This window comes from Roseobacter cerffii (assembly GCF_054226325.1).
In genome coordinates this window covers 19,245-46,226 of the sequence record NZ_JBTBYJ010000006.1, presented here as the reverse complement: position 1 = coordinate 46,226, position 26,982 = coordinate 19,245, and the positions used below count along the sequence as shown (strand labels likewise).

The window sequence follows — 26,982 nt, the reverse complement described above, 5'->3', positions numbered from 1 at the left end:
TCAACCCTTGCGCTTCATCAATCCGCGCGCGGGGTCATAGCCCCAGACGGCGAGCAGGGTGAGCAGGATGGTGCTGAGCACCACCCATACCAGCGCATGCAGGTTGAGCTGGAGATAGAGCAGGAAGCGAATGAGCTCGACCACATGGGTGAAAGGGTTGAGCGCGCAGATGTCGCGCAGGAGCGGTGAGCTTTCGGCCATCTTCCACAACGGGTAGAGGGCGGACGAGAGAAAGAACATCGGGAAGATGACGAAGTTCATCACGCCCGCAAAGTTCTCCAGCTGCGAGATGAAGCTGGAGAGCACGAGCCCCAGAGCACCCAGCATCAGCCCGCCCAGGATCAACCCCGGCAGCACCGCAATGTAGCCCAGCGTGGGCAGCGTGATCCCGAAGGCGGCGGCGATGGCAAGGAAGGCATAGACCTGCAGGATCGAGATCGCGGTGGAGCCGAAAAGCCGGCAGAAGAGCAGCCACCAGCGCGGGAAAGGCGAGGTGAGCAGGAGCCGCATGGAGCCCATTTCGCGATCATAGACGAGGCTGAGCGAGCTTTGCATCCCGTTGAACAGGAGCACCATCGCGCAGAGGCCGGGCACGATATAGGTCTCATAGGTGATGTAGGTCTGATAGGGCGGGATGATCGAGAGACCCAAGGCCGCGCGGAAGCCCGCCGCGAAGATCAAAAGCCACACCAGCGGGCGCACGAGCGCGGCGATGAAGCGTTCGCGCTGGTGAATGAAGCGCAGGAATTCGCGGCCCACGATGGCGCGGGTGACGCCCCAGAAGCCGCTCATGCCGGAGCCCCGGTCTGGGCCAGAAACCAGTCTGAGAGGGGCGTATCACCGCGGATGTCGCCGGTGATGCCCTCATGCAGAATCTGCCCGCGGTGCAGCACCAGCAACGCATCGCTGTCGCGCACCTCGTCGGTCAGATGCGTGGTCCAGAGCACGCAGAGGCCCTGATCGGCCAGATCGTGCACATGGGCGGTGATCGCGGCGCGGGCGGCGGCATCGAGGCCCACGGTGGGCTCATCCAGCAGCAGCACCTTCGGATCATGCAACAGGGCGCGGGCCAGCTCCATCCGGCGACGGTGACCGCCATTGAGCGCGCGCGCCTTTTCATCGGCGCGGGGGCGCATGTCGAGCCGGTCGAGCGCTGCGTCGATGCGGCCCGGCACTTCGCTGCGCGGCAACCCGTGTAGGGCCGCGAAATAGCTGAGGTTTTGCCGTACGGTCAGGTTAAGATCGAGCGTTGGCTGCTGGAAGACGACGCCGAGCGCCGCGAGCGCCTTGCGTGGCGAACGGCGCAGGTCATGCCCGGCGATGTGGATGTCGCCCGACGGTGCCACCAGCAGGCGGGTGAGCAGGGAGACCAGCGTGGATTTGCCCGCCCCGTTCGGTCCCAACAGCGCGCAGAACCGCCCCGGCGCCACGTCGAGCGAGACCGCATCAAGGGCTGTCTTGGGCCCATAGTTGAAGCTCAGCTCACGGACGCTCAGGCCATCGGTCATTGCGGTGATCCGGCCTGAAAACACGCCGCGATCCGGGTGCACCGCGCGGTTGCCGCCTGCCGCTTTGCTTGAAACGCTGTCATCGGTCTGGTCACGCGTCCTCCCCAGTCAGCCCGGCCCGTCCGTGCAGCTTGCCCTGAAAGCCGAGGGGCGACAAGCGCTGCGGCATAGCCTTTGGTCGCGGGTCAGTATGCCGTCGGCCAGGGTATCACGAAGTTGTCATTGCGGGCTTTTCGGCGGATGACATAGCCTTGCGCCATGCCACAAGGAAGCGACATCGTTGGACTCACGCGGCGCAACATGCTGGCGTCCGGCTCGGCGACGCTGGTGGCGCTTGGCTTTCCTGGGCATCTCCTGGCCGAAGAGATCAGCACCGAGGCGGCGATCGCGGCCTTCGCCAAGGGCGCCGAAATCTCACCGGGCGGTGTGGTGCTGACCATGGAGGCGGTGGCCGAGGACGGGTTTCGCGTTCCGATCAGGGTGGCGGCCGAAGGGGCCGAGGCACTGCTGATCGTGGCGCCGCAAAACCCGGTGCCGCCGATTGCACTCGCCGAATTTGGTCCGCAGGCGGTCGAGCCGCAACTGGCGACACGGATTAGGCTGGCCCGCACGCAAGACGTACTGGCGCTGGCCCGGATGCCGGATGGCACGGTGCGGCAGGTAAGCCAGCATGTGGATGTTGTTGTCGGCGGTTGCGGGGCTTAGGCGTATGGCGACCGGGGTCAAATCACGGGTGAAGCTGCCCAAGACCGCCGCCGCGGGAGAGGTGATCACGATCAAGACGCTGATCACCCACCGGATGGAAAGTGGTCAGCGTAGGGATGCGGCGGGCGTGATCATCCCTCGGTCAATTATCCACCGGTTCACCTGCGATTTCGAGGGTGCGCCGGTCGTCGATGTGCAGGTGCACCCTGGCGTTTCAACCAACCCGTTCTTCGAATTCCGGGCGCGCGTGGAGCGCAGTGGGGTCTTCAACTTCACCTGGTATGACGATGACGGGGCGGTCTACACCGACAGCAAGGCCATCGCGGTCACGTGACCACGTCCGAGCTGCGATGCAGATCAGAGTTAGGCGGAGCTGTGACGCCTGACCTGTGAGACATCCGGAGGCGGTAGGCCAGAATCGCCACGGGCATGTTCTCGACGGACACAGGCGGAGCGCATCTGCGTGAGGCCGTTGGGACAAATCCGTGGACGGACCCGTGCCCGCGACCTAGGTTCGGGGGCACCGGAGGAAGTCTGCCCATGTGTCGTATCCTGTTGTGCCTGTGTCTGATGCTGGTATCGGCGAGCCAGGCGGTTGCGGATCGGGCCGCCTATGTCGAGCTGGCGCGCAAGGGCTGGAACTATCAGCTGCGCACCACGATGATCGGGCGCGACATGTCGATCCCGGTGCATATCAACGGCCGGGATCTGGCCGGTGCGAGCCTGTGTATCGTGGGCGAGCGGCCGCATCCAAACTCGCTCGATGTGATCAACGCGTTCCGCGATCTGGCGCGGCATGTCTTCGGCAAGCCGCTGCCCATGCGGTATGCCGGGGAGGGCGCGCGCAATTGCGGATCGGGGCGGACGGTGGTGCTGCGGCTCTATTCCGGGCATCCGCCCAATCAGGCGCTGTCGGATGATCTCAGCTGGATGAACGGGGTCTATCAGCTGGGTCTGCCCGCGCGCCGGTTCTTTGCCGCCACATCACCCGCGATGGCGCAGACGTTTTTTGGTCGGCGGGGGCAGGGCACCCACATTATGGTCAAACAGCCGCGTGGCGATACACTCGGCACACTGGAGCGGTCGTTCTACACCTCGATCCTGGTGGAGGAGCTGTTTCAGTCCTTCACATTCGGCATGGATATACTGATGTTCGACCGCGCTGCAGCGTTTCAATCCAAGCTGCAGGAGACGCCGCTGAACCTGGAGCGGCTGCCGTGGGAGTCGCGCGGCTTCATGCGGGCGCTCTTGCAGTCGAACCCGGTGGGGCTCTGCGCCTTTGACGTCTTCATGATGCACGCGGTGGCCGAAGCCCCCGTGGATGAGACGACGGAGCCAGGGTTCATCGATTATGTGGACACGGCCTATGATACGCTGGCCGCCCAGGCCGCGGAAACCATGGCGGACGAGCGGTTTGCGGGGCTGATCGCACCCCGGTGTCAGCGCGCCCCGATCTGAGCGTCTCATACTTTCGGGTGTATTTGCGCAAGCGCCGTCCCCGGGTAGCGTGATCTCGCAAGGTCGCTCTGTTGAGCGGTCGGGAGGAGATATGGATACACGGCCCGAGCCTTCGGAGCATGGTGTGGCGGCCCTGTCGTCGTTTCTGGCGCACGGTCTGGTGGGCCATGAGGTCCTGATTGAACGGCTGCTGGTGGCGCTGCTTGCGGATGGACATCTGCTGGTCGAAGGGCCACCCGGGCTGGCCAAGACCCGTGCGGTCAAATGGTTGTCGGATGCGGTGGAGGGCAGCTTTGCCCGCATTCAATGCACGCCGGACCTGATGCCCTCGGATCTCACTGGCACGCCGGTCTATAAACCGCAGGACGGCAGTTTCGAGTTCGTGCCTGGCCCGGTCTTCAACAACCTCGTGCTGGTGGATGAGATCAACCGTGCGCCGCCCAAGGTGCAATCGGCGCTGCTGGAAGCGATGGCCGAGCATCAGGTGACCGCCGGCAATGAGACCCACGCGCTGCCGGATCCGTTTCTCGTGGTGGCGACGCAGAACCCGATTGAACACGATGGCACCTTCCCGCTGCCCGAGGCGCAACTGGACCGATTCCTGCTGCACGTGGTCCTGGAGCTGCCGGGGCTGGAGACCGAACGGCGGATCCTCGACCTGGTCGAGGCGGAGAGCCAAGGAGGTGTGCCGCAGGCGCAAGTCTTCACGCTGGAGGATTTGACCGCGGCGCGGGCAGCGGTGCGGGTGGTGCATCTGGCCCCGGAGCTGCGCGATTTCATCGTGCGGTTGGTTCATGCCACGCGCGAGGGGCCACAGTCGGCGGATATCGAACATGCGGTTTCGCCGCGTGGGTCGCTGGCACTGGCCGCTGCGGCCCGCGCGCGTGCCTATCTGAAGGGGCGTGATTATGCGATGCCAGAGGATGTGGCGGAATTGGCCGGGGATGCGCTGGCGCATCGGATGGTGTTGAGCTGGCGCGCGGTGGCTGACGGGCGCAAGCCGCGCGACGTGGTGGCGGATATCTTGAACGCTACGCCCCCCTTATGATGGCGGCGCTGGACGTCCCGGGCGTCTCGTTGCGCTCTGACGCCCTGATCGCCCTGCGCCGCGTGGCTCTTGCCGCGCAATCCGCGCCGGTGCTGGCCGCTCTGCCCGGCGGGTTTGCGACCCGCCGCAAGGGCCACGGGCTCGAAGTGGCGGACATGCGCGAATATGTGGCGGGCGATGATTTGCGGCATCTGGACCGGGGCACCACCGCGCGCACCGGGCGGCTGCACGTGCGCCAGTTCCAAGAGGAGCGCGACCGCGTGAGCCTGCTGGTCGCCGATTTCCGACCGGCGATGTTCTGGGGCCTGCGGCGCGCGTTCCGATCGGTTTGTGTCGCCGAGGCGCTGAGCCTTGTCGGCTGGACCGTGGTGGAAAGCGGCGGGCGCGTGGGCTTGCTGGCGCTGACCGGGTCCGACCCGGTGATCGTGCCTGCGCGTGGGCGGACCCGGGGGATGCTCGACGTGATCGGCGGCATGGTGCAGGCGCATCAATCGGGACTTGCTGCCATGGCAGCGGGGCAGGGGGCCGATCCGGCGTTGGACCAGGGGTTGTCGCGGGCGGACCGGCTGGTGCCCTCTGGCGCGGAACTGGTAATCGCCTCAGGATTCGACGTGCCGGGGGCGGGGTTGCCCGACCGGCTGGATGCGCTGGCGCGGCGGCGGTTGCCACGACTGCTGATGATAACGGATGCGCAGATTGGGCGGATGCCGCAGGGGCGCTATCCGGTCCGCATGGCGGATGGACGCCGCGTCCGGCTGACGCTGGGCGGCGGCACAACCCCATCGGAGGACCCCATGCGCCAGATTGCCGGGCGTGCTGCGCTGGTGCTGGATGCGGGCGAAAGCGTCGAACAGGCCGCGCGGCGCATCGTGGCGGGCTTTCCAGCAGAGCGCGCGGCATGACGGACCGGGCGCTCAGCGAAGAGGCGATGCTGGCGAGCCTGCGGGACATTCACCTGCCTGCCGAGGCAGCCGGAGGCCTGGCTGCAGATGTCGCGGTGGTCCTTGGGCTGGCGAGCCTTGCCGCGCTGTTGCTGGTGAGCTTGGTCCGTTTGCTGAGCCTGAAGGTGCGTGTGTCGCCGGTGAGAAGTCCCTTGGATGATCTACAGGCTTTGCCGGAGGCAGAGCGGCGGGTCGCCTTGCTGCATCTGCTGCGGCAGGCAGCGCCCGCGCGCTATGCAGCGATCCGGGGCGCGATCTATGAGCCCGGTGGCGGGATCGATCTGGCCACGCTGGAGGCCGAGGTACGCGCCCATGCTTGAGCTGGCCGATCCCTGGATGCTGCTGCTTTTGCCGCTGCCCTTGCTCGCGATGCGGTTTCTTGGGGCCGAGCAGATGGTCGGTGGGGCCATCGTTGTGCCAGACCGGATCGGTGGGGCGTTGATCACTGCTGGACAAGGGCGGGCTAGATCCGCTGGCATCGATGTGCGACAGGGCGTGCTCTGGACGATCTGGGGATTGCTGTTGCTGGCAGCGGCGGGTCCGCGCGACCTGGCCCCCATGTCTGCGTTGAAGGTGACCGGGCGTGACCTGGCCATCGTGCTCGATCTCTCAGGCTCGATGGTGCGCGATGATTTCTACCTCGACGACCGCCAGATCACGCGGCTGGAGGCGGTCACCACGGTGGGTGCGGATTTCGCCCGGCGGCGGGGCGGCGACCGGGTGGCGCTGATCGTCTTTGGGTCGGAGGCCTACTACGCCGCGCCCTTCACCTTTGACGTGGAGGCGATTGCCAAGCGGATCGAAGGTGCCACCATCGGGATTTCGGGGCGGGCGACGAACATCTCCGACGGGCTGGGCCTGGCGATCAAACGCATGGCCGAGAGTGAGGCGGCGAGCCGGGTGGTGATCCTGCTCTCTGACGGGGTGAACAATGCCGGCGCAACCAACCCGCGCGGCGTGGCCGAGCTGGCCGCGCGCAACGGCATTCGGGTGCACACGATTGCCATGGGGCCGAAGGATTTGAGCACTGCCGAGGTGGGGGAGCGCGGTGTGGTCGACGCCGCCACCCTGCGCGCGATTGCCGAGATTTCGGGGGGCGAGAGCTTTCGGGTGAAGACAACGGATGATCTGGCCGCTGTGGCCGAAGCGCTTGATCGGCTGGAGGCTACGGACAGTGATGGGCTGGCCGCCGAGGCGTTCCGCGACTACTGGATTTGGCCTGCAGGCTTTGCGGTCTGTCTTGGGCTGTGGCTGGGGTGGAGAGAGCTGTCATGATCGGGGCGGAGATCACCCTGCTGCGGCCTGCATGGCTTCTGGCCTTGCCTGTGCTGCTTGTGTTTGGCTGGTGGCTTTACACCCGCCGGGGCGGCTTGGGCGATTGGCAAAAGGCGACTGATCCGGCGCTGCTGCGCGCGATGGCGGCACTGGGGCGGGTGGACAAGAGTGCGAGCGGGGCGCCGCTGCTGGCCTTGCTGGGCGCGCTTGGATTGATCGTGATTGGTCTTGCCGGCCCAGCCATCGAACGGCGTGACACGTTGTCGTTTCGCAATCTCGATGCGGTGGTCTTCGTGATCGACGCCTCGCCCAGCGTCACCGAACATGCGCGCTGGCCCCAGATGCTGACCATGGGGCGGTTCGGGCTGGCCTCGCTGGGCACGCGGCCCGGCGGGTTGGTCGTTTATGCGGGGGATGCCTATGTGGCGACGGATATGACGCTCGATCATCTGCAGCTGGGGCAGACGTTTTCGCTGATTGGTGCGGACACCGTGCCGGACCCCGGGTCGCGGCCCGAACGGGGTTTGCAGAAGGCGGTTGAGCTTCTTGCAGAGGCGGATGTTGTGGCTGGCGACGTGGTTCTGATGACTGACGGTGCGGGGCTAGGGCCCGCATCCTTGCAGGCGGCGGGGGCGATTGCCGGGCAAGGCGCGCGCCTGTCGCTGATCTCGCTTGATGCGCCGCCTGCCGCGTTTGAGACCCATGCGGCGGCTGGTCAGGGCCGGGTGTTTACACTCGACCAGACCGAGGCGCTGGCCGACTGGCTGTCAGCCGCGGCGCGCACCCGGTTGGAGCAGCAAGATTATCCGTTGCTGTTCTGGCACGACATGGGCCGGTATCTGCTGCTGCTGGCGCTCTTTCCCATGCTATTTCTCTTTCGCAGGCAGGCGGCATGAGGGTTTTGGCGGTGATATCCGGTCTCGCCCTGGTGCTGGCCTTGGTGCTCGGCGGGGCGGCGCCTTTCGGGCGGGTCCTAATGGCGGCAGGTCTGCCCGGGCTTGCGGTTCCGTTCTTTGCAGAGCCGGACTGGCAGGGCGCGGCGCTCTACCGCGCGGGTCGGTACGATGCGGCAGCGGAGCAGTTTGCGGCGGCTGATGACCCGTTCAACCTCGGCAATGCGGAGGCGCATAGGGGCCGCCATGCCGCAGCCCTCGAGGCCTTCGATCTGGCAGAGGCGCGTGGGCATAGCGATGCGCAGGCCAATTTCGATGTGGTCGCGGCTTACTATGCTGGGCTGGGGATCGATCCGGAGGCGCTGGGGCTGTTCCCCGAGCGCAAGGAGGGGCCGACCAAGGAGAGCTTTGTGGCGCGGGGCGATGGCCGCGCCGCAGGCACCGGCAGCGAGGTGACAAACAACAACACGATGCTGGGCCTGGCGGAGCTGCAAAGCCGGGGCCAGCTTGGCGTGCGTCGGGTGTTCGATGACAAGTTCATGGTCGCGGATGAGCGGTGGTTGGAACAGCTGGCCGACGTACCAGGCGAATACATGGCCGCGCGTATTGCGCAGGAGCACAAGCGGCGGGTGAAGGCGGGCCTCTCCCCACCGCCGCCGGAGGACCCGCGATGAGGATGCTCATCGGTCTTTTGCTGCTGGTGCTGCCAACGGGCGTTTTTGCGCAGTCGAAGACGGTGCTGCCCTCTGAGCTGACCCTTTGGATCGAGGTCGAGGACATGGCGCATGCGCCGGTGGTCAAGGAGATGGTGCTGATCACCATTCGGGGCATTTACCGCCGCCACATCACGCGGGAGAAACTGGTGCAGCCGGATTTCGACGGGTTCAGCTGGACGCAGCTGGGCAATGATGACTGGCGCGAGGAACGGCTGAACGGTGAGAAGGTCAAGACCTTTCGCCGCCGCATGGCGATCTATCCGGACCGCGCGGGGCCGCTGACCATCGGAGCCTTTACCCATCAGCTGACCCTGACGGATGAGCGGGATGACTGGTTTGAACATGCTGTGTTGTCGGACCCGGTGACTATTGAAGTGGCCCCTGCACCCGAGGTCAGTGATTGGTGGTTCCCGGTCCGGGAGTTGAAAATCTCGGACCAGTGGTCGAATGCGCCGGACCAGTTGAAACCGGGGGAGGGCGTCTTGCGTGTCGTGCGTATTGAAGCTTTGGGGGTCACGCCCGAGATGCTGCCGCCGATGCCGGAACTGACCTCGCCGTCGGCGATGATCTTTCCGCATCCCGAAAAACGGTTCGTGGAGCTTTCACCCAATGGGCCGCAGTCTTTCGCATTCTGGCGCTGGACCATCCGGCCCAGCAACGACACTTCGACCATCGTGGAACCGCTGAGCTTCGAGTATTTTGACACCGCGAACCGGGTGGCGCGCAGTGTAACCATCAGCGCGCAGCGCGTGGCCTATGGTGCGGTGGTACCGGACGCCGCGGGCCCAGTGCCGATCGCCACCCCAGCGCCCGCACGGCTGCCTGGCTGGGGTTTGGCCATTTTGGCGGGCATCGTGATCGTCGTTGGCACGGTTTACGGATGTAGTGGTCGGCAACTGACAGGGCTGCGCGCGTTACAACGATTTGGCCCCTTCGACCCGCTGGCCCGGCAGATGCGACGGGCCGCGCGACAAGGCCGGGTGCAGGATGTGCGCCGCGCGGCGGACGCGATACTGCGACGGGATGGGCCTACCGCGAGGCGGGCGGAATTGTTGCGGCAATTGGATCGCACCGTATTTGGCTCTAAAGAACACCCCTGTCCCCTGGTACCGTTCACGAAGTCGTTCCTAGCCAGTGCATGATTCTGCAAACCGACACGCGCAGCGGCGAAAAGATGCAAAATAGTGACAAAACAACCGTCTAGGCCGCTCGAAACCCCTGTTGTTTCGGAGTTTTGCGGCGGATTTGCAGCCAATCGCTCACTATCGGTTGAAAATGGGACCAGTGCGGGTAGCATCGGCGCTGGGAGGAACCTTAATGGAACATGCAAGTGCGCCTGCTGTTCAGGATGTGGTTTCGGACATTTTGATTGTTGATGATCACCCGTTGTATAGTGATGCGCTGGAATCGGCCCTGGAGATCGTGTTTGAAGAGCCGACCATTCGCAAAGCCCGGAATCTGACCGACGCGCTGAACGAGGCAAAAAGCGGATTTGACCCCGAGCTGGTCATGTTCGATCTGAAACTGCCGGACGTGAGCGGGATTTCGGGGTTCGAAAGCCTGCGCGAACAGTTGCCGGATGCGAAGATTTTGGTGGTGTCCTCGCTGGCCTCGTTCGACCTTGTGCAATCGCTTCTGAAACGGGGGGCCTGCGGCTTTTTGCCGAAAGACACCTCGGCCAGCGGATTGCGGACAGCGCTCGCCGATATCGTTCAGGGGCGGACCTATGTGCCGAAAGACTACCAGACGCCCGACTATTGCTCGGACGTGCCGGAGGTGTTTGACCATCCGAAACTGGCCGAGCTCACACCGCAGCAGAAACGCATCATGCGGCTGATCTGTCGGGGCAAGCCGAACAAGCAGATCGCTTACGAGCTGTCTCTGGCCGAGGCGACGGTGAAGGCCCACATCACGGCACTTTTGCGGCGCCTCGGCGTGCACAACCGGACCCAGGCGGTGGTGATGGTCGAAGGGGTCATGGCCTCGCAACGCGGCGGAGAGCCGGAAGCGCGCGCTTTCCTGATGCAGTAGGAGGCGGCCATGCTCGATGAGCGCGCCCACCCCTCTTGCATCTCGGTTGCCGTGTCCCGCGCGGTGGGCGAGGTTTATGCCGCGCGGAATGCTGCGGCGCAGATCAATTGCAGCGAGACCTGTTTCGTGCTGGCCTTCGTCCCTGGCGAATTCGACGGCTCACTCGTCGCCGCCACGCTTGAAGAGGCGCTGGAAGGTGTGCCGGTCTTCGGTTGCTCCACCGCTGGGCAGATCACAACCCATGGCTATGAGACCGATGCGCTTCTGCTGCTGGCTTTCCCCAAGGCACATTTCCGTTGCTCGTCTATCCTGTTCGAACCGCTCAAACCGCTCTCGACCACGGCGGTGGCGACCGCGGCGCAGCGTCATGAAAAGACGTTCTCGCATACCGCAGGCTGGCACCGCCTCGGGCTGATCTTCGCGGATGGGCTGTCGAAACAGGAAGACGTGCTGATCTCGACGCTCGAGGCCGTGCTGGATGATTTGCCGGTGTTCGGCGGCTCCGCAGGCGACGCCCTGCGGTTCGAGGAAGCCTATGTGCTGCACCAAGGCCGATGTTACACCAACGCCGCGACGCTGCTCCTTTTGGAGACGGATTTGCCGTTCCGGGGCATCGGGTTCGATCACTTTCTGCCGGGTGGCAATCAGGTGGTCATCACCGATGCCGACCCCGATGAACGCAAGGTGTTCGAGATCAATGGAGCGCCCGCCGCGCGCGAGTATGCGCGGCTGGTGGGCTGTGCAGTCGAGGATTTGTCGCCGGAGATCTTTGCTGAAAACCCGATGCTGATCGAATACAAGGATCGGCATTATGTGCGCGCGATCTCGGATGCGGGCGAGGATGACGCGCTGTCATTTCTGGCGGCCATCGATGATGGTTTGATCATGACGCTGGGCCAGGGGCAGGAGATCATCCGGACCCTGCAAAGCGGGTTGGACATTCAGGACGATCAGGGGCGCAGTCCGGACTTCATCCTGGGGTTCGATTGTGTTCTGCGCAAACTTGAAATCGAACAGAAGCAGCTGGGGCGGGCCGTCTCGGACGTGCTCAGCGCCGCGCATGTGGTCGGGTTCAACACCTATGGTGAACAGCATTGTGGCGTGCATATGAACCAGACGCTGGTGGGTGTGGCGTTCTTCGGGCCGGATCAGAGGAACCTCTATTGAGCATGATCGATCCAGACGACCCGCCGCAGGTGCAGGTTGAAAAGCAGGCCAAGATCATTGATGCGCTGATCCGCCGGGCCAGCCGACAAAAGGACGTAGGTCCCTCGGCGTATCGCGCGTTTCAATCCGCGATCGATCTGCAACAGAAGGTGGCCGCGCAAACCATCGAGCTGGAAAGCGCGCGATTTGAACGCGAACGCACCCGTAAGACGCTGGCCGAGGCGCTGGCATCAATGGAAGAGGGTCTGGCGCTCTTTTCCGAGGGTGCGCTGAATATCTGCAACGACCTTTTCATTGGCCTGCTGCCGGACGTTTCGGACAGGATCGTGCCCGGTCTGACACTGGAGCAGTATTTCCAGCTGATGGCGGGCAGCAAATACCTGGTATCGACCGACCGTAAACTCTCCAAGCTCAGCCGGGCGCTGGAGAGCCGGCAGGCGGCGGGCTCTGTCGTCTCGGTGATCGTCGAGGTGCCGCGCGACCGCTGGTATCAGCTGAGCGCGCAGCAGACATCACATGAGAACACGGTGTTGTTGCTGACCGAGATCACCGCGCTGGTGCGGCACAACCGGCGTGAAAAAGAGCATTTGATTGACCGTCAGTCGGACTATCTGCAGGCGGTTTTCCAGAACATGACTGCCGGGGTATGCACCTTCTCGGCTTCGGGCGAAGTGATGATGCACAATGCGCGGTTCCGCGACATCCTTGGTGTGCCGCTGGCACTGGTCCAGCCGGGCACGCCGCTGCAGGACCTGCTGGATTTCATGCGCACGCGCGGGCTGATCGATGACGCTGCGTTGGCGCGCAAGGATGCTTGGCGCGCGGAGCTTGCACGCAAAGGCGCGCTCACCAGCCGCGTGTCGCATGGGGTGGACCGGGTGCTCGACGTGCAGATCAACGTGCTGCCGGATGACGGGTTCATCGTTGAACTCAAGGACGTGACGCTCGAGACGCGATCGACCGAGCTGCTTGAAAACCGGGTGACCGAGCGTACCGCCGAGCTGACGCGCGCGAACGCCAACCTGACCGAACAATACGAGGAAAAGGCACGGGTCGAGGAAGAATTGCGGGTGGCCAAGGAACGTGCGGAAGCGGCGGTGTCGTCCAAGACGCGGTTTCTGGCTGCCGCGAGCCATGACCTGTTGCAACCGATCAATGCCGCAAAGCTGCTGATCTCTTCGCTGCAGGAAACCACGCGCGAGACACGCTTCCGTCCGATGGTCGAGCGGTTGCAAGGCGCTTTTGCCTCCGCGGAATACCTGCTGCACTCGCTGCTTGATATCTCGCGTTTGGAGAGCGCCGATCCCGACACCGTGACGGCGACCGATGTCAGCCTGCATGGGCTGATGGATGGCGTGCGTGCCGATCAGGCGCTGCTGGCCGCGCAGAAAGAGGTGCAGCTCGACGTGGTCCCCTGCAGCCTCGTGGTGCGGTCCGATCCGGTCTATCTGCTGCGCTCGATCCAGAACCTTGTCGTCAATGCGATCCAGTACACCGATCCCGGAGGGCGCGTTCTGCTGGGGTGTCGCCGCAAGGGCGTGCGGGTGGCGCTGGAGGTCTGGGACACCGGGATTGGCATCGCTGCGAAAGACCAGCTGCGGATCTTCGATGAGTTTACCCGGGCTGACAATGTGCCCATCGGGTCGGGCGTGGGGCTAGGGTTGTCCGTGGTGGATCGAGCCTGCCGCCTCTTGGGTCACGATCTGACCGTGCGCTCGAAACCGGGCACCGGCTCGGTCTTCAGCATCGAAATGGATGTGGTGGACCGCCGGGCGTCTCACCCGGCACCGTTTGGACCGGTCGAAGACACCTTTGACGGGGCGCTCGATTGTATTGCACTGGTCATCGAGAACGACGCGGATGTGCTTTATGGCGCGACGCAATGGCTCGAGCTGCGCGGTGCCAGCGTGCTGCCTGCGCGCTCGACCGGCGAAGCGCTGGCCCATGTCAGCGATCTGGGGATGCCGCCCGATATCATTCTCGCGGACTATCAACTGGATGGCGAAGATACGGGCGTGCGCGCCACGCAAGACATTCGCGCGGCCACGGACAGCCATGTGCCGGCGATCCTGATTACGGCGGACCGCAGCGAAAGCGTGCGGCGCCTCGGCACCCAGAACGACATGTCCGTGCTGACCAAACCGGCGGAGTTGTCGCGGCTGCTGCCTTTGATCGATTGGAAAATTCGTGGCGCTGGCGCGGATCGGGACACCGACAAAAGTCGGCGGTGACAGCTCTGGAGCACGGGCGCACACTTGCTTTCGGGAGGAGATAAGATGATCAGGATGACGGCTTTTGCACTTGTCGCAGCGCTCTGTGCCGGTGTGGTGTCCGCGAGCCCGCTGGCGGGTGAGAAGACCTATGATATGCTGTTCCGGACCGGCACGCTCGACAAGGTCGATCGGGATGCCGAGCTGGTGTACCGCCGCGAGGTGGCGAGTGCGCTGAAACCTGACGCCGAGAGCCGCGATACCGGCGATATTGCGCTGAGTTTCCGCGAGGGTGAGGCGCCGATGGCGCTGCTCGAGTTCCGGCAGGGCGGCAAGCACAAGGCGCTCGGCAGTTTTCCGGCCAGTGTCGGCAACCCGATGATCATGTATTTCTACGAAACCGTTGTCCGTGACATGGCCGAGGCGGCGGGTGGCAGCCCCTTCTACATTCGCAACCGGGTGAAAGACGCGCTGATCCAGATCTCGGATATCGAAGAGGGGCAGGCAGTGGTCGCGGGCAAGACTGTCAGCACCCAGACCATCCGCCTCTATCCCTTTGCCGAGGACCCCAACCGCGACCGGATGCAAGGCTTTGGCGATCTGGAACTGCGCGTCACCATGTCGGAGGAGGTACCCGGCTGGTACACGAGCCTCGTGGCGGAGGCCTCGGGCGGCGATGTCTACAAGTCCGAAATCCTGTTCGACCGCATGGATGAGACGCCATGAGGATGGTCGCCGTTGCGGTTGCCGCGGTTTTGCCAGCGGCGGCCTTCGCACAGTCCGTAGCGGAGCAACTGAATGACTACCCGACCGCTGCTCGCGCCGACTATGTGTTCGCTTGCATGGTGACCAACGGTCAGACCCGCGAGATGCTCGACCGCTGTGCCTGTTCCATCGACGAGATCGCTTCGATCCTGCCGTATGAGAAATATCTGGAGGCTGAGACCGTGCTGTCGATGCGCCGGGTCGGCGGCGAACGCATGTCGTTTTTCCAAAGCGCGGCCATGGCTGAGAATATGGTTGCCGACCTGCGCCGCGCACAGGCAGAAGCTGAAATCATCTGCTTCTGAAGACCAGTCACGAAAAAGGGCCGCGTCCCACTGAGCGCGACCCGTTTCGCTTGAGCTTTGCGGTGTTACCCGCTGACTGATTTCGGCAGATTGCTCTCAAAGCTGTTGCCGTCCGTATCCGTGGCCTTCACGGTCAGCGCGGTAGAGCCATTGTCATTGTAAGCAAAGCGGAACACCGGGTTTTCCGAGATCGAGATACCGCCGTCCATGGTGAAGAGCAGCTCGTCACCCTGCCAGACCTCCAGATGGTCGATGAAATGCGCAGGGATGAACAGTTGCGTGATTTGATCGCGCTGCAGGCCCGAGTAATTCGGGTGGCGGATCATGATCTGTGCTTCGCGGCGGGGCGTCGACATCTGCGCGCCATCGTCAAAGCTGCGCAGCTTCATCTTGCCCATGCTGGCGAGCGCAACCTCCGGGTCCTTAGTTGCGGGCGCCGAGCATCCGCCCGACGCTTTCACGTAGCGCCCGGTCATATGCAGCCCGTCCGGTGTCTCGGCAATCACACGCACGTTGGAATATTGGTTGACGCGAACCCGCATCTCGAAATCCAGCGTTCCCATGGCGGGTGAGAACCCAAAGACGGCAGCGACCGGAGCGGGGTTTTCATCGATGACGACGGTGGCGGCCGAGATCGTGGCGGAGGCGTCTGTCTGCTTCAGAACGATGGGAACGGTCGCCGCGTCATGGGCGCGGTAGGGCGCGTCGATGCTGAGCAGACCTTCGGCGGAGGCAATGCTGGCGTCACCGACAACATCTTCGCGCAGGTCGTTCCAGGTCTCGCTTTCGGTCAGGGGATTTTTCACTGCATCGGTGGCCCACGCCGGGCCCACCATCAGCGCCGCAAGGGCGGCTGCATGCGCAAGTTTCATCGCCATCTCTGTCTCCTCCAACACAGAATTGCGCTCTGTATCGCATAAAACACCGCAAATTGACACATATACCTATGGCTGACTGGACGGAGGCGCATGGTGTGGGATGCTCGATGGCGAAGGAGCTACCATGTTCGAAGCTGTGATCGCCCTCTGCGCGAGCCTGTCCGATGGCTCCTGCCGCGATCACCTTTTGCCGGGGTATGAGGCCGAAACCATAGCTGCCTGTGAGGCGGCATTGGCCGCGCGCGTGCCGGATCTTGCGGTCTTTCCCGGACTTGAGGCGCAGGCAGCACCGCGCTGTGAAGCGACCGGTGACGTGCTCGCTGTCACTGAAGTAGCGCCCGGCGTGTTCGTGCATATGGGCGCGATTGCAGAGCCGGACCCGGCCAACCGTGGCGACACCAGCAATCTGGGGTTCATCATCGGTGAGACCAGCGTCGCCGTTGTCGACACCGGAACTGCGCGGTGGATGGGCGAGGCGCTGTGGCGCGCGATCCGGGCCGAGACGTCCAAGCCGGTCAGCCATGTGATCCTCACGCATATGCATCCTGATCACGTTCTGGGCGCGAGCCCCTTCGCCGAAACGGGCGCAAAGGTTGTCGGGCACGCGAACCTGTCACGCGCGCTATCGGACCGGCAGGCGAACTACCTCGAAAGCCTCGCCCTGCTTGTCGGGCCGGAGGTGATGCTGGGAACACGCGCCGTGCCAGTCGATCTTGCTATTGAAAACACGGCAGAAATCGATCTGGGCGGGCGGGTGCTGGAGGTACAGGCTTGGCAAATGGCGCATACCGGGACGGACCTCACGGTTCTGGATGAGGTGAGCGGGACGTTCTTCGCCGGCGATTTGATCTTCGACATCCACACACCTGCGCTTGATGGCCGGTTGCGCGGATGGCGTGCGGTTCTGGAAACGTTGGGGGCCGAGGCGTTCCGCCGGGTTGTGCCGGGGCATGGAGGGCCGGTGCTGGACTGGCCTGACGGGCTCGCGCCGATGCAGCGTTACTTGAATGTGCTCGAAACGGACACCCACGCGGCCATCGACGCAGGCCAACGGCTGGGCGAAGCGGTCGAAGAGATCGCTGCTGAAGAGGCAGAGCATTGGCAGCTCTTCGAGGCCTACAACCCGCGCAATGCCACCGTCGCCTTTACCGAGTTGGAGTGGGACTAGGCCGCGCGTCTAGCCCTGATCCTGAACCGATTGCTGCAGCATCTGTGCGATGCTGAAGAGGCGCCGTTCGAGCAGCGTGGGGGTTTCGCAGAGATAGGTGATGTTGCGCTGCCGGTCGGTGTAGATCACCTGATCCCAGTCGAGGCGTTCTTCAAGCGCGTCCACCTTGTCGAAATCAGGCTCGGCCTTCGCCATGATCGCGTCCATCTCGGCACGCACTGTGTCGATCTTGTCCGCCAGCGCGATCTGGCTCAGCGAGAAATCCTCGATGCCCTTCATGATTCGCCCCCGGCGGGTAGAGAGCGTGTCAAAAACCTCGGCAAAGACGAGACCAAGAGCCTCCACATCGCCGCCATAGGTTTCAGCAAACGCATCGACGCGAGGCTGGAGGCTTTCAAGCTCCACACGGCGCAGCGACAGATATCCGGCAAGTTCGGTGATGTCGTGGCGCAGCGCGTCGGTGGCAGGCTGTGCCTCGGGATCAACCGGGTGCGGCCACATGAGGCCAAGCGAGAGCGTCTCAACCTTGCGCTGAACGCACGGCCAGGTCGGGTCGGAATAGTCGGCGGCCTGAACTGGCACAGCCAGCGCAAGACCAAGGGCAAACAGGGCAGAAGACAGGCGCTGTGACATCCGGTTTCTCCATTCCGTGCGATGCGTCCAACTATGGGCCAAGCACCCGCCAGCTGTCCACAGCGCCAAATACCCACCATTGTCTTAGTTGTTCGCAGCGCAGGGCGACGCGCATACTTCAGGTAGAAAGATCACGGCTTCTTGAGCATGTGATCCGAGGGAGGAATTGAATGCTAAAAACCCGCGCTGCTGTTGCGGTTGCTGCTGGTCAGCCGCTTGAGATCATGGAGGTGAACCTTGAGGGTCCGCGCGCGGGCGAGGTTTTGGTGGAGATCAAGGCGACGGGGCTCTGCCATACGGATGAGTTCACGCGCTCGGGCGATGACCCCGAGGGCATCTTCCCGGCGATCCTCGGCCACGAGGGCGCGGGTGTTGTCATCGAGGTGGGCGAGGGGGTCACGAGCCTCGAGGTGGGTGACCATGTGATCCCGCTCTACACGCCCGAATGCCGCGAATGCGAATACTGCCTGAACCCCAAAACCAACCTCTGCCAGAAGGTGCGCGCGACGCAAGGGCAGGGGCTGCTGCCCGATGGCTCGACGCGGTTTTCCATGCTCGACGGCACGCCGATCCACCACTACATGGGCTGCTCGACCTTCGCCAATCACACGGTGGTGCCCGAGATCGCGCTCGCCAAGGTGCGCAAGGACGCGCCCTTCGACAAGATCTGCTACATCGGCTGCGGCGTGACCACGGGCATTGGTGCCGTGATCAACACCGCCAAGGTCGAGATCGGCTCGCGCTGCGTGGTCTTTGGGCTGGGCGGCATCGGTCTCAACGTGATCCAGGGCCTGCGCATGGCGGGGGCGGACCAGATCGTGGGCGTTGATCTGAACGACGACAAGGCCACCATGGGACAACAGTTCGGAATGACGGATTTTGTCAATCCGTCGAAAGTGGATGGGGATATGGTGGCCCATCTGGTTGAATTAACCAAGGGTGGGGCGGACTACACCTTTGACGCCACGGGCAATGTGAACGTTATGCGCACAGCGCTCGAGGCGGCGCACAAGGGCTGGGGCGAGAGCATCATCATCGGGGTGGCCCCCGCGGGCGCCGAGATCTCGACACGGCCCTTCCAGCTGGTCACAGGCCGTGTCTGGCGCGGCACGGCCTTCGGCGGTGCCAAAGGGCGCACGGATGTGCCGAAGATCGTGGACTGGTACATGGACGGCAAGATCGAGATCGACCCGATGATCACCCACAAGCTGACCCTCGACGAGATCAACCACGGGTTCGAGCTCATGCACGAGGGCAAATCCATCAGGGCTGTGGTGGAGTTCTGAAGCGATGGAGCTGGTGTCGGAAAATCGCAGCTTCGGAGGTCGCCAGCAGGTGTACAAACACCCGTCGAACACCTGCGGCTGCGAAATGACCTTCGCCGCTTACCTGCCGCCGCAAGCCAATTACGGGCCGGTGCCGGTGCTTTGGTATCTGTCGGGTCTGACCTGCACCCATGAAAACGCCATGACCAAGGGCGGCTTTCAGGAACACGCAGCCAAGCATGGGCTTGCAGTGATTTTCCCCGACACCTCGCCCCGTGGCGAGAGCGTCAGCGATGACGAGGCCTATGATCTGGGACAGGGCGCGGGCTTTTACGTGAATGCCACGCGCAACCCGTGGAAGAACAACTACCGCATGTACGACTATATCGTCAGCGAGTTGCGGTCGATCGTGATGGACAACCTGCCACTGCGCGACCGGCACGGCATCACCGGCCACTCGATGGGTGGGCATGGCGCGATCACCATCGCAATCCGCAATGCTGGGCTTTTCGATTCGCTGTCGGCCTTTGCTCCCATCACCAACCCGACGAAATCGGATTGGGGGCGGAAACAGCTGAGCGCCTACCTGGGCGATGACGAGAGCAGCTGGGCCGAGCATGATGCGACCCTGCTGCTGCAGGAATACGGCTGGAAAGGTGACTTGCTGGTGGATCAGGGCTCGGGTGACCAGTTCCTCGACCTACTGAAGCCCGAAGCGCTGGCCGATATGATGGCGCGCCGCCGCCAACCCGGACAGGTGCGCATGCAGGAAGGCTACGATCATTCGTATTTCTTCGTGAACAGCTTCGCACGCGATCACGTGCAATGGCATGCGGCACGGCTGAATTGACCCGATACGACCCAGGCTCAAACCAAGGAAGGTAAAACATGGTAAAATCGTTTCTGGCAGCACTCTCACTGGCAATGCTTCCCGCGGCAGCGTTCGCGGATGGTCATGTCACCGGGGATGCTGCCGCGGGTGAAAAGGTATTCCGCAAGTGCAAGGCCTGCCACGCGGTGGGTGAGGGCGCCGAAAACAAGGTTGGGCCGGTTCTGAACGGCGTGGTGGATCGCGCGTTCGGCGCGGTTGAGGGCTTTTCCTATTCCGATGCCCTGATGGAGGCGGCCGCCGAGGGCAAGGCCTGGACGCCGGAAGAGCTCGACGCCTTCCTGCAAAAGCCCCGCAGCTATCTCAAGGGCACCAAGATGTCCTTTGCCGGTCTGCGCAAGGACGAAGACCGGGCCAACGTGATTTCATATCTTGCGAGTTTCCCAGCGGAGGGCTCGTAAGACCAAGAATTTCCTGTCCGGCGGGAGGAGAGACCGGTCGGGCAGGAAAAACCTGATGCCAAGCTCGCACCTCGGGCCCACGCGTCATTCTCGCGGCAATCCCGCCGCACCACAGGGAGGTACTATGATGAAAAAGCTCAAGCTTTTCACGTCTGGGATCGCTCTTTGCGCCGCCAGCATGGCCTTTGCAAACGACGATCTCATCGCCCAGATGGATGACCCAACCCAATGGGCGATCCAGACGGGTGACTACAAGAACCAGCGCTATTCGCAGCTGGATCAGATCAACGCGGAGAATGTGGGCGACCTGCAGGTGGCCTGGACCTTCTCGACCGGTGTTCTGCGCGGCCATGAGGGCTCGCCGCTGGTGATCGGCGACGTGATGTATGTGCACACGCCGTTCCCGAACATCGTCTATGCGCTTGACCTCAAGAATGAGGGCAAGATCATCTGGAAGTATGAGCCTAAGCAGGACCCGGACGTCATTCCGGTGATGTGCTGTGACACCGTGAACCGCGGCGTGGCTTATGCGGATGGCAAAATCTTCCTGCATCAGGCCGACACCAAGGTGGTTGCGCTGAACGCGGAAACCGGTGCCGTCGAGTGGGAAGCCCAGAACGGCGACCCGGCGATTGGCGAGACCAACACCGCCACCGTGCTGCCGATCAAGGACAAGGTGATTGTCGGCATCTCCGGTGGTGAGTTCGGTGTGCGCGGTCACACGACGGCCTATGACATGGCGACAGGCGAGCAAGTCTGGCGCGCCTATTCCATGGGGCCAGACAGCGACATCCTGGCTGATCCTGAAAACACCACGCATCTCGGTCAACCGGTCGGTGCGGACTCAGGGACAAACACCTGGGAAGGTGATCAGTGGATGATCGGTGGCGGCACCACATGGGGTTGGTACTCGGCGGATCTGGACGAGAACCTGTTCTACTACGGCACAGGCAACCCCTCGACCTGGAACCCCGCGCAGCGTCCCGGTGACAACCGCTGGTCGATGACCGTGATGGCGCGTGACATCGACACCGGCATGGCCAAGTGGTTCTACCAGATGACCCCACATGACGAGTGGGATTATGACGGCGTGAACGAGATGATCCTGTCTGAGCAGGAGATCGACGGCGAGGAGCGCAAGCTGCTCACGCACTTCGACCGCAACGGCCTGGCCTACACGATGGACCGTGTGTCCGGCGAGCTACTGGTGGCCGAGAAATACGACCCGGTTGTGAACTGGACGACGGGCGTCGATATGGATCCGAACTCCGACACCTACGGGCGTCCGGCGGTTGTGGCGCAGTATTCCACCGCGCAGAACGGCGAAGACGTGAACACCACCGGCATCTGCCCGGCGGCGCTCGGAACCAAGGACCAGCAGCCAGCGGCCTACTCGCCGAAAACGGAAATGTTCTACGTGCCGACGAACCACGTCTGCATGGACTATGAGCCGTTCCGGGTGAGCTACACCGCCGGTCAGCCATACGTGGGCGCGACACTGTCGATGTACCCGGCACCTGACAGCCATGGTGGAATGGGCAACTTCATCGCCTGGGACAACATCAATGGTGAGATCAAGTGGTCCATCCCCGAGAAGTTCTCGGTCTGGTCCGGTGCTCTAGCCACGGCTGGTGACGTGGTCTTCTATGGCACGCTCGAAGGTCACCTGAAGGCGGTGCATGCCGACACGGGCGAGGAGCTTTACCGCTTCAAGACACCGTCGGGCATCATCGGCAACGTGATGACCTACGAATCCGACGGGCGCCAGTACATCGGCATTCTGTCGGGCGTTGGCGGCTGGGCCGGGATCGGTCTGGCGGCTGGTCTGACCAACCCGAATGACGGCCTTGGTGCTGTTGGGGGCTATGCCGCGCTGAGCGACTACACAGCCCTGGGCGGTCAGCTGACCGTCTTCGCACTGCCGAACTGATCACGGCAGATGCCTTAAGCAAACGACCGGCGCGGCCTTTTCGGGTCGCGCCCGTCCAACAAACAATCGGGCGACAGCGACACGCGGCCCCAGATACAATGGGTGAGATACGATGAAAACCACACACTGCATCCTGGCGCTCTGTCTGGCTGGTGGCCTCCCGATGACGGCCACAGCAGAAGATCCAGTTGATCCAACGATTTACGAAGTCGCCTACGAGGAAGACGGGCGCTACTTCAACGAAGACGATGTGCCCACGTTCAATGTGGGCGAAGATGGCACCGTTGACTGGCTGACTTTCTCCGGCTTCCGCCGCTATCACGCGGAGTGCCACGTCTGCCACGGCCCAGATGGCGAAGGCTCGACCTACGCGCCGGCGGTCAAGAATTCCGCCGTCAGCCTGGGCTATGATGGCTTTTTCGAGGTCGTCGTGAACGGGCGCGAGAACGGCAATTCGGTCATGCCCCACTTCGGCGACAACCGGAATGTCATGTGCTATCTTGATGATATCTATGTTTATCTGAAAGCACGTGGCCTCGATGCTGTGCCGCGCGGGCGGCCGGCGAAAAAAGAAGCCAAATCCGATGTGATCCGAGAGGATGAAGATGCCTGCATGGGCTGAGACCATTCGAAACCTGACCGTTCCCCTCTTCCTGGGGTTCTCCCTCGCGGGGTCCGCAGGTGCACAGACCTCTGATCTGGTGTCGAACAACGCCTTTCGTGTCTGTGCGGACCCCGCGAATTATCCCATGTCGGCCAAGGACGAGAGCGGCTTTGAGAACAAGCTGGCTGATTTTGTGGCTGCCAAGCTTGATCTGCCGGTGCAATACACCTGGTATCCGATGGCGACCGGTTTCATCCGAAACACGCTGAAAGCCAAGCAATGCGACGTGGTGATGGGTTATGCCCAGGGCCACGAGCTGGTGCTCAACACGAACCACTATTTCACCTCTGTCTACACCCTGATCGTGCCGCAAGATGGCGATCTGGCCGGGGTACAGGCGCTGACCGATCCCGCCTTGAAGGGCAAGCGGGTCGGGATCATCGCGGGCACCCCGCCTGCCGCGCATTTGGCGCGCAACGGTTTGATCGGGAAGTCCAAGGGCTATAACCTCGTCGTCGACCGGCGGCACGAAAGCCCGGCCACCGACATGCTGAATGATCTGCAGTCGGGTGAGATCGATGCCGCTGTGCTCTGGGGCCCACTCGGGGGGCCACTGGTCAAGACAGAGTACCCCGATCTCAAAGTCATTCCGCTGATCAAGGAAGAGCTGCCGCCGCGCCTCTTCTATCGCATCACGATGGGCGTGCGGCAGGGTGAGAAGGTCTGGCAGCGCCAGCTCAACTCGCTGATCCGCCGCAATCAGGACGAGATCAACGCGCTGCTCGTGGAGGCAGGCGTACCCCTGGTGACGGATCTCGGTACCGAGGTCATGGAGATCTCCAATTGATCAGGGCCGTTCTGGCGGCCGCGTGGTTGACGCTGCCGCTTGCGAGCGCGGCCCAAACAGTTCCCGAGCCATCCGACTACCGAACCGATCACTATCGCGCGCCTGTCCCCGCCACGTTGCTCGGGGCCACAGTCGTCGGTCCCGAAGAAGCGCATGCGCTCTGGGAAAGGGATGATGCTGCCTTTATCGACGTAATGCCGCAACCACCCAAGCCCGCCAATCTACCCAAGGGTACGATCTGGCGGGACAAACCCCGCCACACGATTCCGGGCGCGATCTGGCTTCCAAATGTCGGGTATGGGGCGATTGCGGATATCACTGCCGATTACTTCAAAACCGGTCTTGAAAAAATCACCGAAGGCGATCCGACACACCCGGTCGTGATCTTCTGCCTAGAAGACTGCTGGATGAGTTGGAACGCGGCGAAGCGCGCGCTGGAATGGGGATATACGTCCGTTTACTGGCTGCCCGAAGGCACGGACGGCTGGCAGCTTTGGGGCTACCCGCTTGAAAAGGTGACGCCGGAAGCCGGCCAGCCCCAGACCAACTAGTCAGAAGCCCGCCAGATCCTTATGCGCGTGGCTGACTGTCCCATCCGTATCCGTCATGGTCACATCGACAGACCGCGTGCTGCGCGGCACAGCGAGGCCGAGACGCGGGTTTTCGGACAACGAGATCGAACCCGTCAGATCGACAAACCCCGCACCATCGAGATCAATCTCGACCGTTTCGACATAGCGCATCGGGATGAACAACAGCGAGATCTGGTCCATCTGCATGCCAGAATGCGAGGGATGCGAGATATCCACGTCCATCTTGCTGAGGCGTGAGGCAAGGCTGGTCAGCTTGCCACTGTCCACACCCGGCACGGTGCCCAGCACATCGATGTTCATCTGACCCAACGTCGCGAGCGCAAGCTCCGGGTCCGTTCCGGGCGGAGCGGCGCACGCCCCTTGCCCAGAGGTTTTCACGAAGGTCTCGGAGACAAACAGGCGACCGTCCGAGGTCTCGGCGATCACGTGCATCGGCGTCGGACCATTCACGCGCATCGTGATGTCGAAGTAAAACCCGGGCTGCGGGGTTTCGAGGTCAAACACGGCCGAGACCGGCATCGGGTTCTCATCGAGCACCACGGTGACCTTGGCGATCTGGGCGCCTGGCGGGGCGACGATCTGCGCCGCAAGGTCGGTGCGCGCGTCATCGAAAGTGCGATAGGGCGCGTCGATTGCGATGAGACTGTCGCCATTGAGCATGACCCGATCGCCATAGAGCTGTTCTTTCACAGAGTCCCAGGCCTCGTTGCTCGCAAACGCGGGCAAGGCGGTCCACGACAGCACCGCGGCTGCCAGTGCCAGATGTTTCATTTTGCCTCCTCCAGCAAAAACGCACCAAAGGCGCGGGGGCCATCGCACGTGTCGATCTCTTGTATCACAGAAAGGCTTTCTGCGTCGAAAATAGTGACCTTATTGTCGAACCAGTTCGCGACGACGATGCGGGTGCCATCCGCGGTGGCATCAACACCTTCGGGATATTCGCCCGTTTCCAGCTTGGCCATTGGCTCGAGTGCCGCGAGGTCTATCACGCTCAGGCTGTCTTCGTATTGGTTGGTCACAAAGGCGCGATCTCGGGCAAAGGCCACGCCATAGGGTCGGTCTCCAACAGGGACTGTTGCCAGAACCTCGCTGTTCAGAGCGTCGATCACCGTCACATCGTTGCTGCCCACATTCCCAACGAAGAGCCGCCCATCAGGCGCAAAGCGCAGACCAAACGGGCGGCTACCAACATCAAGACGCGTGCGCAGTCGCAGGGTCTCGGCGTCAAAGATCGAAACCTGATCCGCATCGCGATCCGCAGAAGCCAGATGACGCCCGTCGTCCGACAGTGCGAGCCCCGCCGGGGCCGCGCCAACGGCAAGCTCCGCCACAACCTGCAAAGAGCTGTGATCCAGAACCCAAATGCGGGCGCTGTACCAATCCGAGACAAAGAGACGCCCGCGCGCCGCATCATGGGCAATTCCGATAGGGCCGCCGTCGAGTTCTGCCGCCACCAGCACCTGACCCGACAGCGGGTCATGTTTGCGCACTGTCTTGCTGTCCGCGGCGACCGTGAACACCGCTCCACCCGACACCGCGACCCCGGCGGGCTTGCCGGGTACCGACCAACGGGCGATCTCGTCGCCTGCCTCAATGTCCAGAACGCTCACCGCGTCCCCGGTCTGGCAGGTGACAAAGGCCAGATCGCGCGCGGAACACAAGGTGCCAGCGACGATCAGCGCAGTGGCGAGATTAAGAGCCCGGCGCACCAAAGCGCTCGGTCAGGGCATCAAGCCCCGCCTGATAGACCCCGGTGACCGCAGCAATCGCGGCTTCATCGTTCAGCTCTTCAGGCGGGTCATTGTTGGGATAACCGCGATAAAACGCGCCGCGCCATTCGACGATCGACCCGCCGCCATCGCGCGGCATCACGGTCAGGTGCGAAGAGTAATTCGTGACCGGCAGCACCTCGACCTTCACATCGGTAATCCGATAGGAATAGCTCATCTTCTCATCGCTGAACTTGTAGAGAATTTCCGAGATCGTGGGCCCATCTGCGGCACCCAGGGTCAGCACCCGCGTGGCGTCGATCTCGTTGCCATTCTCACCCGCCGTGTCATGCACAGCCGGGTGCCAGGACATGTCTTGGAAATCGCCGACCGTGGCCCAGACCTCTGCCGGATCAGCGGCAACTTCGGTCGTGAGGGTCACCTTCTGCCGTGTCGGCCCATGCGCCAGAACCAGCCCCGGTGTGACCGCCGCAGCAACACAAGCGGCCAGGAATGCACGTTTTCTCATCATTTCTCCTCCACGAAAAATCGGTTCTTCAGGATATAGCGCATGCCGCGCTGCCAGCTTTCGTCAGTGTTGCCGCGGATATCGACGACCCCGCCTTTCACCATCTCGCCAGTCTTGGCCGCACGCAGTTGCAGGTTGATCGCGAGGATCAGGTCCGAGACTTTCTGGACCTCGCCGACCAGCGAATAGTCGGCGCCCAGCTGGGTTGCGATCCGGGTGTCACAGCCGTAGCACTTCGCCAGATTGACCACCCGGTCGATCTCTTTGCGCGCAGGTTCGAGATCGACCAACTCGTAACCTTCGCGCACAAACCGCTCGGCCACCATCTCCTCCAGAACGGCAAGCCGATCCTGCTCCACCGTGTTCTCTCCAGACGCACTGGTCTGCAGCGATGTGTCCAGTAAAGTCAGGCCGAAAAACGCCACGCTCTCCTGTGCGTGAACGCCAGTGGCGGCAAGCAGGGCAAGGACGGTCAATCGCATGTGCCTGTTCTTAAAAAATAAGAATCGTCCTT

Annotated in this window: 31 protein-coding genes; 23 read left to right on the top strand and 8 right to left on the bottom strand. The window is 63.0% G+C overall.

The annotated features are described in order from the left end of the window. Together ACVC7O_RS23465 and ACVC7O_RS23460 are read right to left on the bottom strand one after the other, a co-directional pair. The gene (locus ACVC7O_RS23465) at positions 1–792 is read right to left on the bottom strand and encodes an ABC transporter permease (RefSeq protein ID WP_458326574.1); all 792 of its coding nucleotides are present in this window, start codon (positions 790–792) and stop codon (positions 1–3) included. After that, positions 789–1,508: an ABC transporter ATP-binding protein gene (locus ACVC7O_RS23460; protein ID WP_458326573.1), complete on the bottom strand. Its 720-nt coding sequence runs from the start codon at positions 1,506–1,508 to the stop codon at positions 789–791. The genes ACVC7O_RS23465 and ACVC7O_RS23460 overlap by 4 nt, the downstream gene beginning before the upstream one ends. Before the next feature lie 258 nt (positions 1,509–1,766). Between ACVC7O_RS23460 and ACVC7O_RS23455 the strand changes: the two genes are divergently transcribed. The 15 genes from ACVC7O_RS23455 to ACVC7O_RS23385 all read left to right on the top strand — a co-directional run bounded on the left by ACVC7O_RS23455 (position 1,767) and on the right by ACVC7O_RS23385 (position 15,022). After that, on the top strand, positions 1,767–2,213 hold the full coding sequence (locus tag ACVC7O_RS23455) for a thiosulfate oxidation carrier protein SoxY (protein ID WP_458326572.1): 447 nt from the start codon (positions 1,767–1,769) through the stop codon (positions 2,211–2,213). A gap of 4 nt (positions 2,214–2,217) precedes the next feature. Further along, positions 2,218–2,547, top strand: coding sequence for a thiosulfate oxidation carrier complex protein SoxZ (gene soxZ, locus ACVC7O_RS23450; protein ID WP_458326571.1), 330 nt, complete (start codon positions 2,218–2,220; stop codon positions 2,545–2,547). Between the two features lie 206 nt (positions 2,548–2,753). After that, the gene (locus ACVC7O_RS23445) at positions 2,754–3,671 is read left to right on the top strand and encodes a hypothetical protein (RefSeq protein ID WP_458326570.1); all 918 of its coding nucleotides are present in this window, start codon (positions 2,754–2,756) and stop codon (positions 3,669–3,671) included. Positions 3,672–3,762: 91 nt separating this feature from the next. After that, a complete protein-coding gene (locus tag ACVC7O_RS23440; RefSeq protein WP_458326569.1) occupies positions 3,763–4,719 on the top strand; it encodes an AAA family ATPase in 957 nt (318 codons plus the stop codon). Continuing rightward, on the top strand, positions 4,716–5,621 hold the full coding sequence (locus ACVC7O_RS23435; protein WP_458326568.1) for a DUF58 domain-containing protein: 906 nt from the start codon (positions 4,716–4,718) through the stop codon (positions 5,619–5,621). Before ACVC7O_RS23440 ends, ACVC7O_RS23435 begins: the two co-directional genes overlap by 4 nt. After that, positions 5,618–5,980: a hypothetical protein gene (locus ACVC7O_RS23430; RefSeq protein ID WP_458326567.1), complete on the top strand. Its 363-nt coding sequence runs from the start codon at positions 5,618–5,620 to the stop codon at positions 5,978–5,980. Before ACVC7O_RS23435 ends, ACVC7O_RS23430 begins: the two co-directional genes overlap by 4 nt. Then, on the top strand, positions 5,973–6,935 hold the full coding sequence (locus ACVC7O_RS23425; protein WP_458326566.1) for a VWA domain-containing protein: 963 nt from the start codon (positions 5,973–5,975) through the stop codon (positions 6,933–6,935). The genes ACVC7O_RS23430 and ACVC7O_RS23425 overlap by 8 nt, the downstream gene beginning before the upstream one ends. Next, complete coding sequence (locus ACVC7O_RS23420) at positions 6,932–7,831, top strand: VWA domain-containing protein (protein WP_458326565.1); 900 nt, start codon at positions 6,932–6,934, stop codon at positions 7,829–7,831. Before ACVC7O_RS23425 ends, ACVC7O_RS23420 begins: the two co-directional genes overlap by 4 nt. Beyond that, positions 7,828–8,502, top strand: a complete 675-nt coding sequence (locus ACVC7O_RS23415) for a hypothetical protein (RefSeq protein ID WP_458326564.1) — start codon at positions 7,828–7,830, stop codon at positions 8,500–8,502. The genes ACVC7O_RS23420 and ACVC7O_RS23415 overlap by 4 nt, the downstream gene beginning before the upstream one ends. Continuing rightward, the gene (locus tag ACVC7O_RS23410) at positions 8,499–9,686 is read left to right on the top strand and encodes a hypothetical protein (RefSeq protein ID WP_458326563.1); all 1,188 of its coding nucleotides are present in this window, start codon (positions 8,499–8,501) and stop codon (positions 9,684–9,686) included. The genes ACVC7O_RS23415 and ACVC7O_RS23410 overlap by 4 nt, the downstream gene beginning before the upstream one ends. Positions 9,687–9,861: 175 nt before the next feature. Continuing rightward, positions 9,862–10,575: a LuxR C-terminal-related transcriptional regulator gene (locus ACVC7O_RS23405; RefSeq protein ID WP_458326562.1), complete on the top strand. Its 714-nt coding sequence runs from the start codon at positions 9,862–9,864 to the stop codon at positions 10,573–10,575. 9 nt (positions 10,576–10,584) lie between these two features. Continuing rightward, positions 10,585–11,742 carry an FIST N-terminal domain-containing protein gene (locus ACVC7O_RS23400; protein WP_458326561.1) on the top strand — a complete coding sequence of 386 codons (1,158 nt, stop codon included), beginning with the start codon at positions 10,585–10,587 and terminating at the stop codon, positions 11,740–11,742. Between the two features lie 2 nt (positions 11,743–11,744). Continuing rightward, positions 11,745–13,973 (top strand): ATP-binding response regulator, encoded by a 2,229-nt coding sequence (locus tag ACVC7O_RS23395; RefSeq protein WP_458326612.1) that lies wholly within the window; start codon positions 11,745–11,747, stop codon positions 13,971–13,973. 45 nt (positions 13,974–14,018) lie between these two features. Then, positions 14,019–14,678, top strand: a complete 660-nt coding sequence (locus ACVC7O_RS23390; protein ID WP_458326560.1) for a hypothetical protein — start codon at positions 14,019–14,021, stop codon at positions 14,676–14,678. Beyond that, positions 14,675–15,022 (top strand): hypothetical protein, encoded by a 348-nt coding sequence (locus ACVC7O_RS23385; RefSeq protein WP_458326559.1) that lies wholly within the window; start codon positions 14,675–14,677, stop codon positions 15,020–15,022. The genes ACVC7O_RS23390 and ACVC7O_RS23385 overlap by 4 nt, the downstream gene beginning before the upstream one ends. Positions 15,023–15,087: 65 nt before the next feature. Here the strand turns inward: ACVC7O_RS23385 and ACVC7O_RS23380 are convergent, their stop codons facing one another. Beyond that, entirely contained in the window at positions 15,088–15,894 is an 807-nt protein-coding gene (locus ACVC7O_RS23380; RefSeq protein ID WP_458326611.1) for a quinoprotein dehydrogenase-associated SoxYZ-like carrier, read from the bottom strand. Positions 15,895–16,024: 130 nt separating this feature from the next. Between ACVC7O_RS23380 and ACVC7O_RS23375 the strand changes: the two genes are divergently transcribed. Continuing rightward, on the top strand, positions 16,025–17,068 hold the full coding sequence (locus tag ACVC7O_RS23375; protein ID WP_458326558.1) for a quinoprotein relay system zinc metallohydrolase 2: 1,044 nt from the start codon (positions 16,025–16,027) through the stop codon (positions 17,066–17,068). A gap of 9 nt (positions 17,069–17,077) precedes the next feature. On the opposite strand, the gene ACVC7O_RS23370 is transcribed toward ACVC7O_RS23375, so the two are convergent. Next, on the bottom strand, positions 17,078–17,701 hold the full coding sequence (locus ACVC7O_RS23370; RefSeq protein ID WP_458326557.1) for a hypothetical protein: 624 nt from the start codon (positions 17,699–17,701) through the stop codon (positions 17,078–17,080). Between the two features lie 170 nt (positions 17,702–17,871). Here ACVC7O_RS23370 and ACVC7O_RS23365 point away from each other — a divergent pair, with 170 nt between their 5' ends. From ACVC7O_RS23365 to ACVC7O_RS23335, 7 genes are all read left to right on the top strand, one after another. Next, positions 17,872–18,987, top strand: coding sequence for an S-(hydroxymethyl)glutathione dehydrogenase/class III alcohol dehydrogenase (locus ACVC7O_RS23365; protein ID WP_458323121.1), 1,116 nt, complete (start codon positions 17,872–17,874; stop codon positions 18,985–18,987). A gap of 4 nt (positions 18,988–18,991) precedes the next feature. Continuing rightward, a complete protein-coding gene (gene fghA, locus ACVC7O_RS23360) occupies positions 18,992–19,816 on the top strand; it encodes an S-formylglutathione hydrolase (protein ID WP_458326556.1) in 825 nt (274 codons plus the stop codon). 38 nt (positions 19,817–19,854) lie between these two features. Continuing rightward, positions 19,855–20,256, top strand: a complete 402-nt coding sequence (locus tag ACVC7O_RS23355; protein WP_458326608.1) for a c-type cytochrome — start codon at positions 19,855–19,857, stop codon at positions 20,254–20,256. Positions 20,257–20,383: 127 nt separating this feature from the next. Further along, entirely contained in the window at positions 20,384–22,186 is a 1,803-nt protein-coding gene (locus ACVC7O_RS23350; RefSeq protein ID WP_458326607.1) for a methanol/ethanol family PQQ-dependent dehydrogenase, read from the top strand. A gap of 112 nt (positions 22,187–22,298) precedes the next feature. Next, complete coding sequence (locus ACVC7O_RS23345) at positions 22,299–22,808, top strand: c-type cytochrome, methanol metabolism-related (RefSeq protein WP_458326606.1); 510 nt, start codon at positions 22,299–22,301, stop codon at positions 22,806–22,808. Continuing rightward, positions 22,792–23,637, top strand: a complete 846-nt coding sequence (locus ACVC7O_RS23340; RefSeq protein WP_458326605.1) for a substrate-binding domain-containing protein — start codon at positions 22,792–22,794, stop codon at positions 23,635–23,637. The genes ACVC7O_RS23345 and ACVC7O_RS23340 overlap by 17 nt, the downstream gene beginning before the upstream one ends. Further along, positions 23,634–24,188: a PQQ-dependent catabolism-associated CXXCW motif protein gene (locus ACVC7O_RS23335; protein ID WP_458326604.1), complete on the top strand. Its 555-nt coding sequence runs from the start codon at positions 23,634–23,636 to the stop codon at positions 24,186–24,188. Before ACVC7O_RS23340 ends, ACVC7O_RS23335 begins: the two co-directional genes overlap by 4 nt. Here ACVC7O_RS23335 and ACVC7O_RS23330 read toward each other — a convergent pair whose 3' ends face one another. The 4 genes from ACVC7O_RS23330 to ACVC7O_RS23315 are packed head-to-tail and all read right to left on the bottom strand — an operon-like array spanning position 24,189 to position 26,950. Next, positions 24,189–25,001 carry a quinoprotein dehydrogenase-associated SoxYZ-like carrier gene (locus tag ACVC7O_RS23330; protein ID WP_458326603.1) on the bottom strand — a complete coding sequence of 271 codons (813 nt, stop codon included), beginning with the start codon at positions 24,999–25,001 and terminating at the stop codon, positions 24,189–24,191. After that, the gene (locus ACVC7O_RS23325) at positions 24,998–25,939 is read right to left on the bottom strand and encodes a cytochrome D1 domain-containing protein (protein ID WP_458326602.1); all 942 of its coding nucleotides are present in this window, start codon (positions 25,937–25,939) and stop codon (positions 24,998–25,000) included. The genes ACVC7O_RS23330 and ACVC7O_RS23325 overlap by 4 nt, the downstream gene beginning before the upstream one ends. Beyond that, on the bottom strand, positions 25,923–26,468 hold the full coding sequence (locus ACVC7O_RS23320; protein ID WP_458326601.1) for an SRPBCC family protein: 546 nt from the start codon (positions 26,466–26,468) through the stop codon (positions 25,923–25,925). Before ACVC7O_RS23320 ends, ACVC7O_RS23325 begins: the two co-directional genes overlap by 17 nt. Continuing rightward, positions 26,468–26,950: a DUF3280 domain-containing protein gene (locus ACVC7O_RS23315; RefSeq protein ID WP_458326600.1), complete on the bottom strand. Its 483-nt coding sequence runs from the start codon at positions 26,948–26,950 to the stop codon at positions 26,468–26,470. The genes ACVC7O_RS23320 and ACVC7O_RS23315 overlap by 1 nt, the downstream gene beginning before the upstream one ends. Between the last annotated feature and the right edge of the window lie 32 nt (positions 26,951–26,982).

Coding starts and splice junctions, on each gene's coding strand:
- ACVC7O_RS23390 (WP_458326560.1), top strand. CDS start 14,019: ATGATCAGGATGACGGCTTTTGCACTTGTCGCAGCGCTCTGTGCCGGT.
- ACVC7O_RS23400 (WP_458326561.1), top strand. CDS start 10,585: ATGCTCGATGAGCGCGCCCACCCCTCTTGCATCTCGGTTGCCGTGTCC.
- ACVC7O_RS23435 (WP_458326568.1), top strand. CDS start 4,716: ATGATGGCGGCGCTGGACGTCCCGGGCGTCTCGTTGCGCTCTGACGCC.
- ACVC7O_RS23365 (WP_458323121.1), top strand. CDS start 17,872: ATGCTAAAAACCCGCGCTGCTGTTGCGGTTGCTGCTGGTCAGCCGCTT.
- ACVC7O_RS23375 (WP_458326558.1), top strand. CDS start 16,025: ATGTTCGAAGCTGTGATCGCCCTCTGCGCGAGCCTGTCCGATGGCTCC.
- ACVC7O_RS23420 (WP_458326565.1), top strand. CDS start 6,932: ATGATCGGGGCGGAGATCACCCTGCTGCGGCCTGCATGGCTTCTGGCC.
- ACVC7O_RS23345 (WP_458326606.1), top strand. CDS start 22,299: ATGAAAACCACACACTGCATCCTGGCGCTCTGTCTGGCTGGTGGCCTC.
- ACVC7O_RS23350 (WP_458326607.1), top strand. CDS start 20,384: ATGAAAAAGCTCAAGCTTTTCACGTCTGGGATCGCTCTTTGCGCCGCC.
- ACVC7O_RS23315 (WP_458326600.1), bottom strand. CDS start 26,950: ATGCGATTGACCGTCCTTGCCCTGCTTGCCGCCACTGGCGTTCACGCA.
- soxZ (WP_458326571.1), top strand. CDS start 2,218: ATGGCGACCGGGGTCAAATCACGGGTGAAGCTGCCCAAGACCGCCGCC.
- ACVC7O_RS23355 (WP_458326608.1), top strand. CDS start 19,855: ATGGTAAAATCGTTTCTGGCAGCACTCTCACTGGCAATGCTTCCCGCG.
- ACVC7O_RS23380 (WP_458326611.1), bottom strand. CDS start 15,894: ATGAAACTTGCGCATGCAGCCGCCCTTGCGGCGCTGATGGTGGGCCCG.
- ACVC7O_RS23395 (WP_458326612.1), top strand. CDS start 11,745: ATGATCGATCCAGACGACCCGCCGCAGGTGCAGGTTGAAAAGCAGGCC.
- ACVC7O_RS23445 (WP_458326570.1), top strand. CDS start 2,754: ATGTGTCGTATCCTGTTGTGCCTGTGTCTGATGCTGGTATCGGCGAGC.
- ACVC7O_RS23440 (WP_458326569.1), top strand. CDS start 3,763: ATGGATACACGGCCCGAGCCTTCGGAGCATGGTGTGGCGGCCCTGTCG.
- ACVC7O_RS23330 (WP_458326603.1), bottom strand. CDS start 25,001: ATGAAACATCTGGCACTGGCAGCCGCGGTGCTGTCGTGGACCGCCTTG.
- fghA (WP_458326556.1), top strand. CDS start 18,992: ATGGAGCTGGTGTCGGAAAATCGCAGCTTCGGAGGTCGCCAGCAGGTG.
- ACVC7O_RS23410 (WP_458326563.1), top strand. CDS start 8,499: ATGAGGATGCTCATCGGTCTTTTGCTGCTGGTGCTGCCAACGGGCGTT.
- ACVC7O_RS23430 (WP_458326567.1), top strand. CDS start 5,618: ATGACGGACCGGGCGCTCAGCGAAGAGGCGATGCTGGCGAGCCTGCGG.
- ACVC7O_RS23405 (WP_458326562.1), top strand. CDS start 9,862: ATGGAACATGCAAGTGCGCCTGCTGTTCAGGATGTGGTTTCGGACATT.
- ACVC7O_RS23460 (WP_458326573.1), bottom strand. CDS start 1,508: ATGACCGATGGCCTGAGCGTCCGTGAGCTGAGCTTCAACTATGGGCCC.
- ACVC7O_RS23340 (WP_458326605.1), top strand. CDS start 22,792: ATGCCTGCATGGGCTGAGACCATTCGAAACCTGACCGTTCCCCTCTTC.
- ACVC7O_RS23385 (WP_458326559.1), top strand. CDS start 14,675: ATGAGGATGGTCGCCGTTGCGGTTGCCGCGGTTTTGCCAGCGGCGGCC.
- ACVC7O_RS23415 (WP_458326564.1), top strand. CDS start 7,828: ATGAGGGTTTTGGCGGTGATATCCGGTCTCGCCCTGGTGCTGGCCTTG.
- ACVC7O_RS23425 (WP_458326566.1), top strand. CDS start 5,973: ATGCTTGAGCTGGCCGATCCCTGGATGCTGCTGCTTTTGCCGCTGCCC.
- ACVC7O_RS23370 (WP_458326557.1), bottom strand. CDS start 17,701: ATGTCACAGCGCCTGTCTTCTGCCCTGTTTGCCCTTGGTCTTGCGCTG.
- ACVC7O_RS23320 (WP_458326601.1), bottom strand. CDS start 26,468: ATGAGAAAACGTGCATTCCTGGCCGCTTGTGTTGCTGCGGCGGTCACA.
- ACVC7O_RS23465 (WP_458326574.1), bottom strand. CDS start 792: ATGAGCGGCTTCTGGGGCGTCACCCGCGCCATCGTGGGCCGCGAATTC.
- ACVC7O_RS23455 (WP_458326572.1), top strand. CDS start 1,767: ATGCCACAAGGAAGCGACATCGTTGGACTCACGCGGCGCAACATGCTG.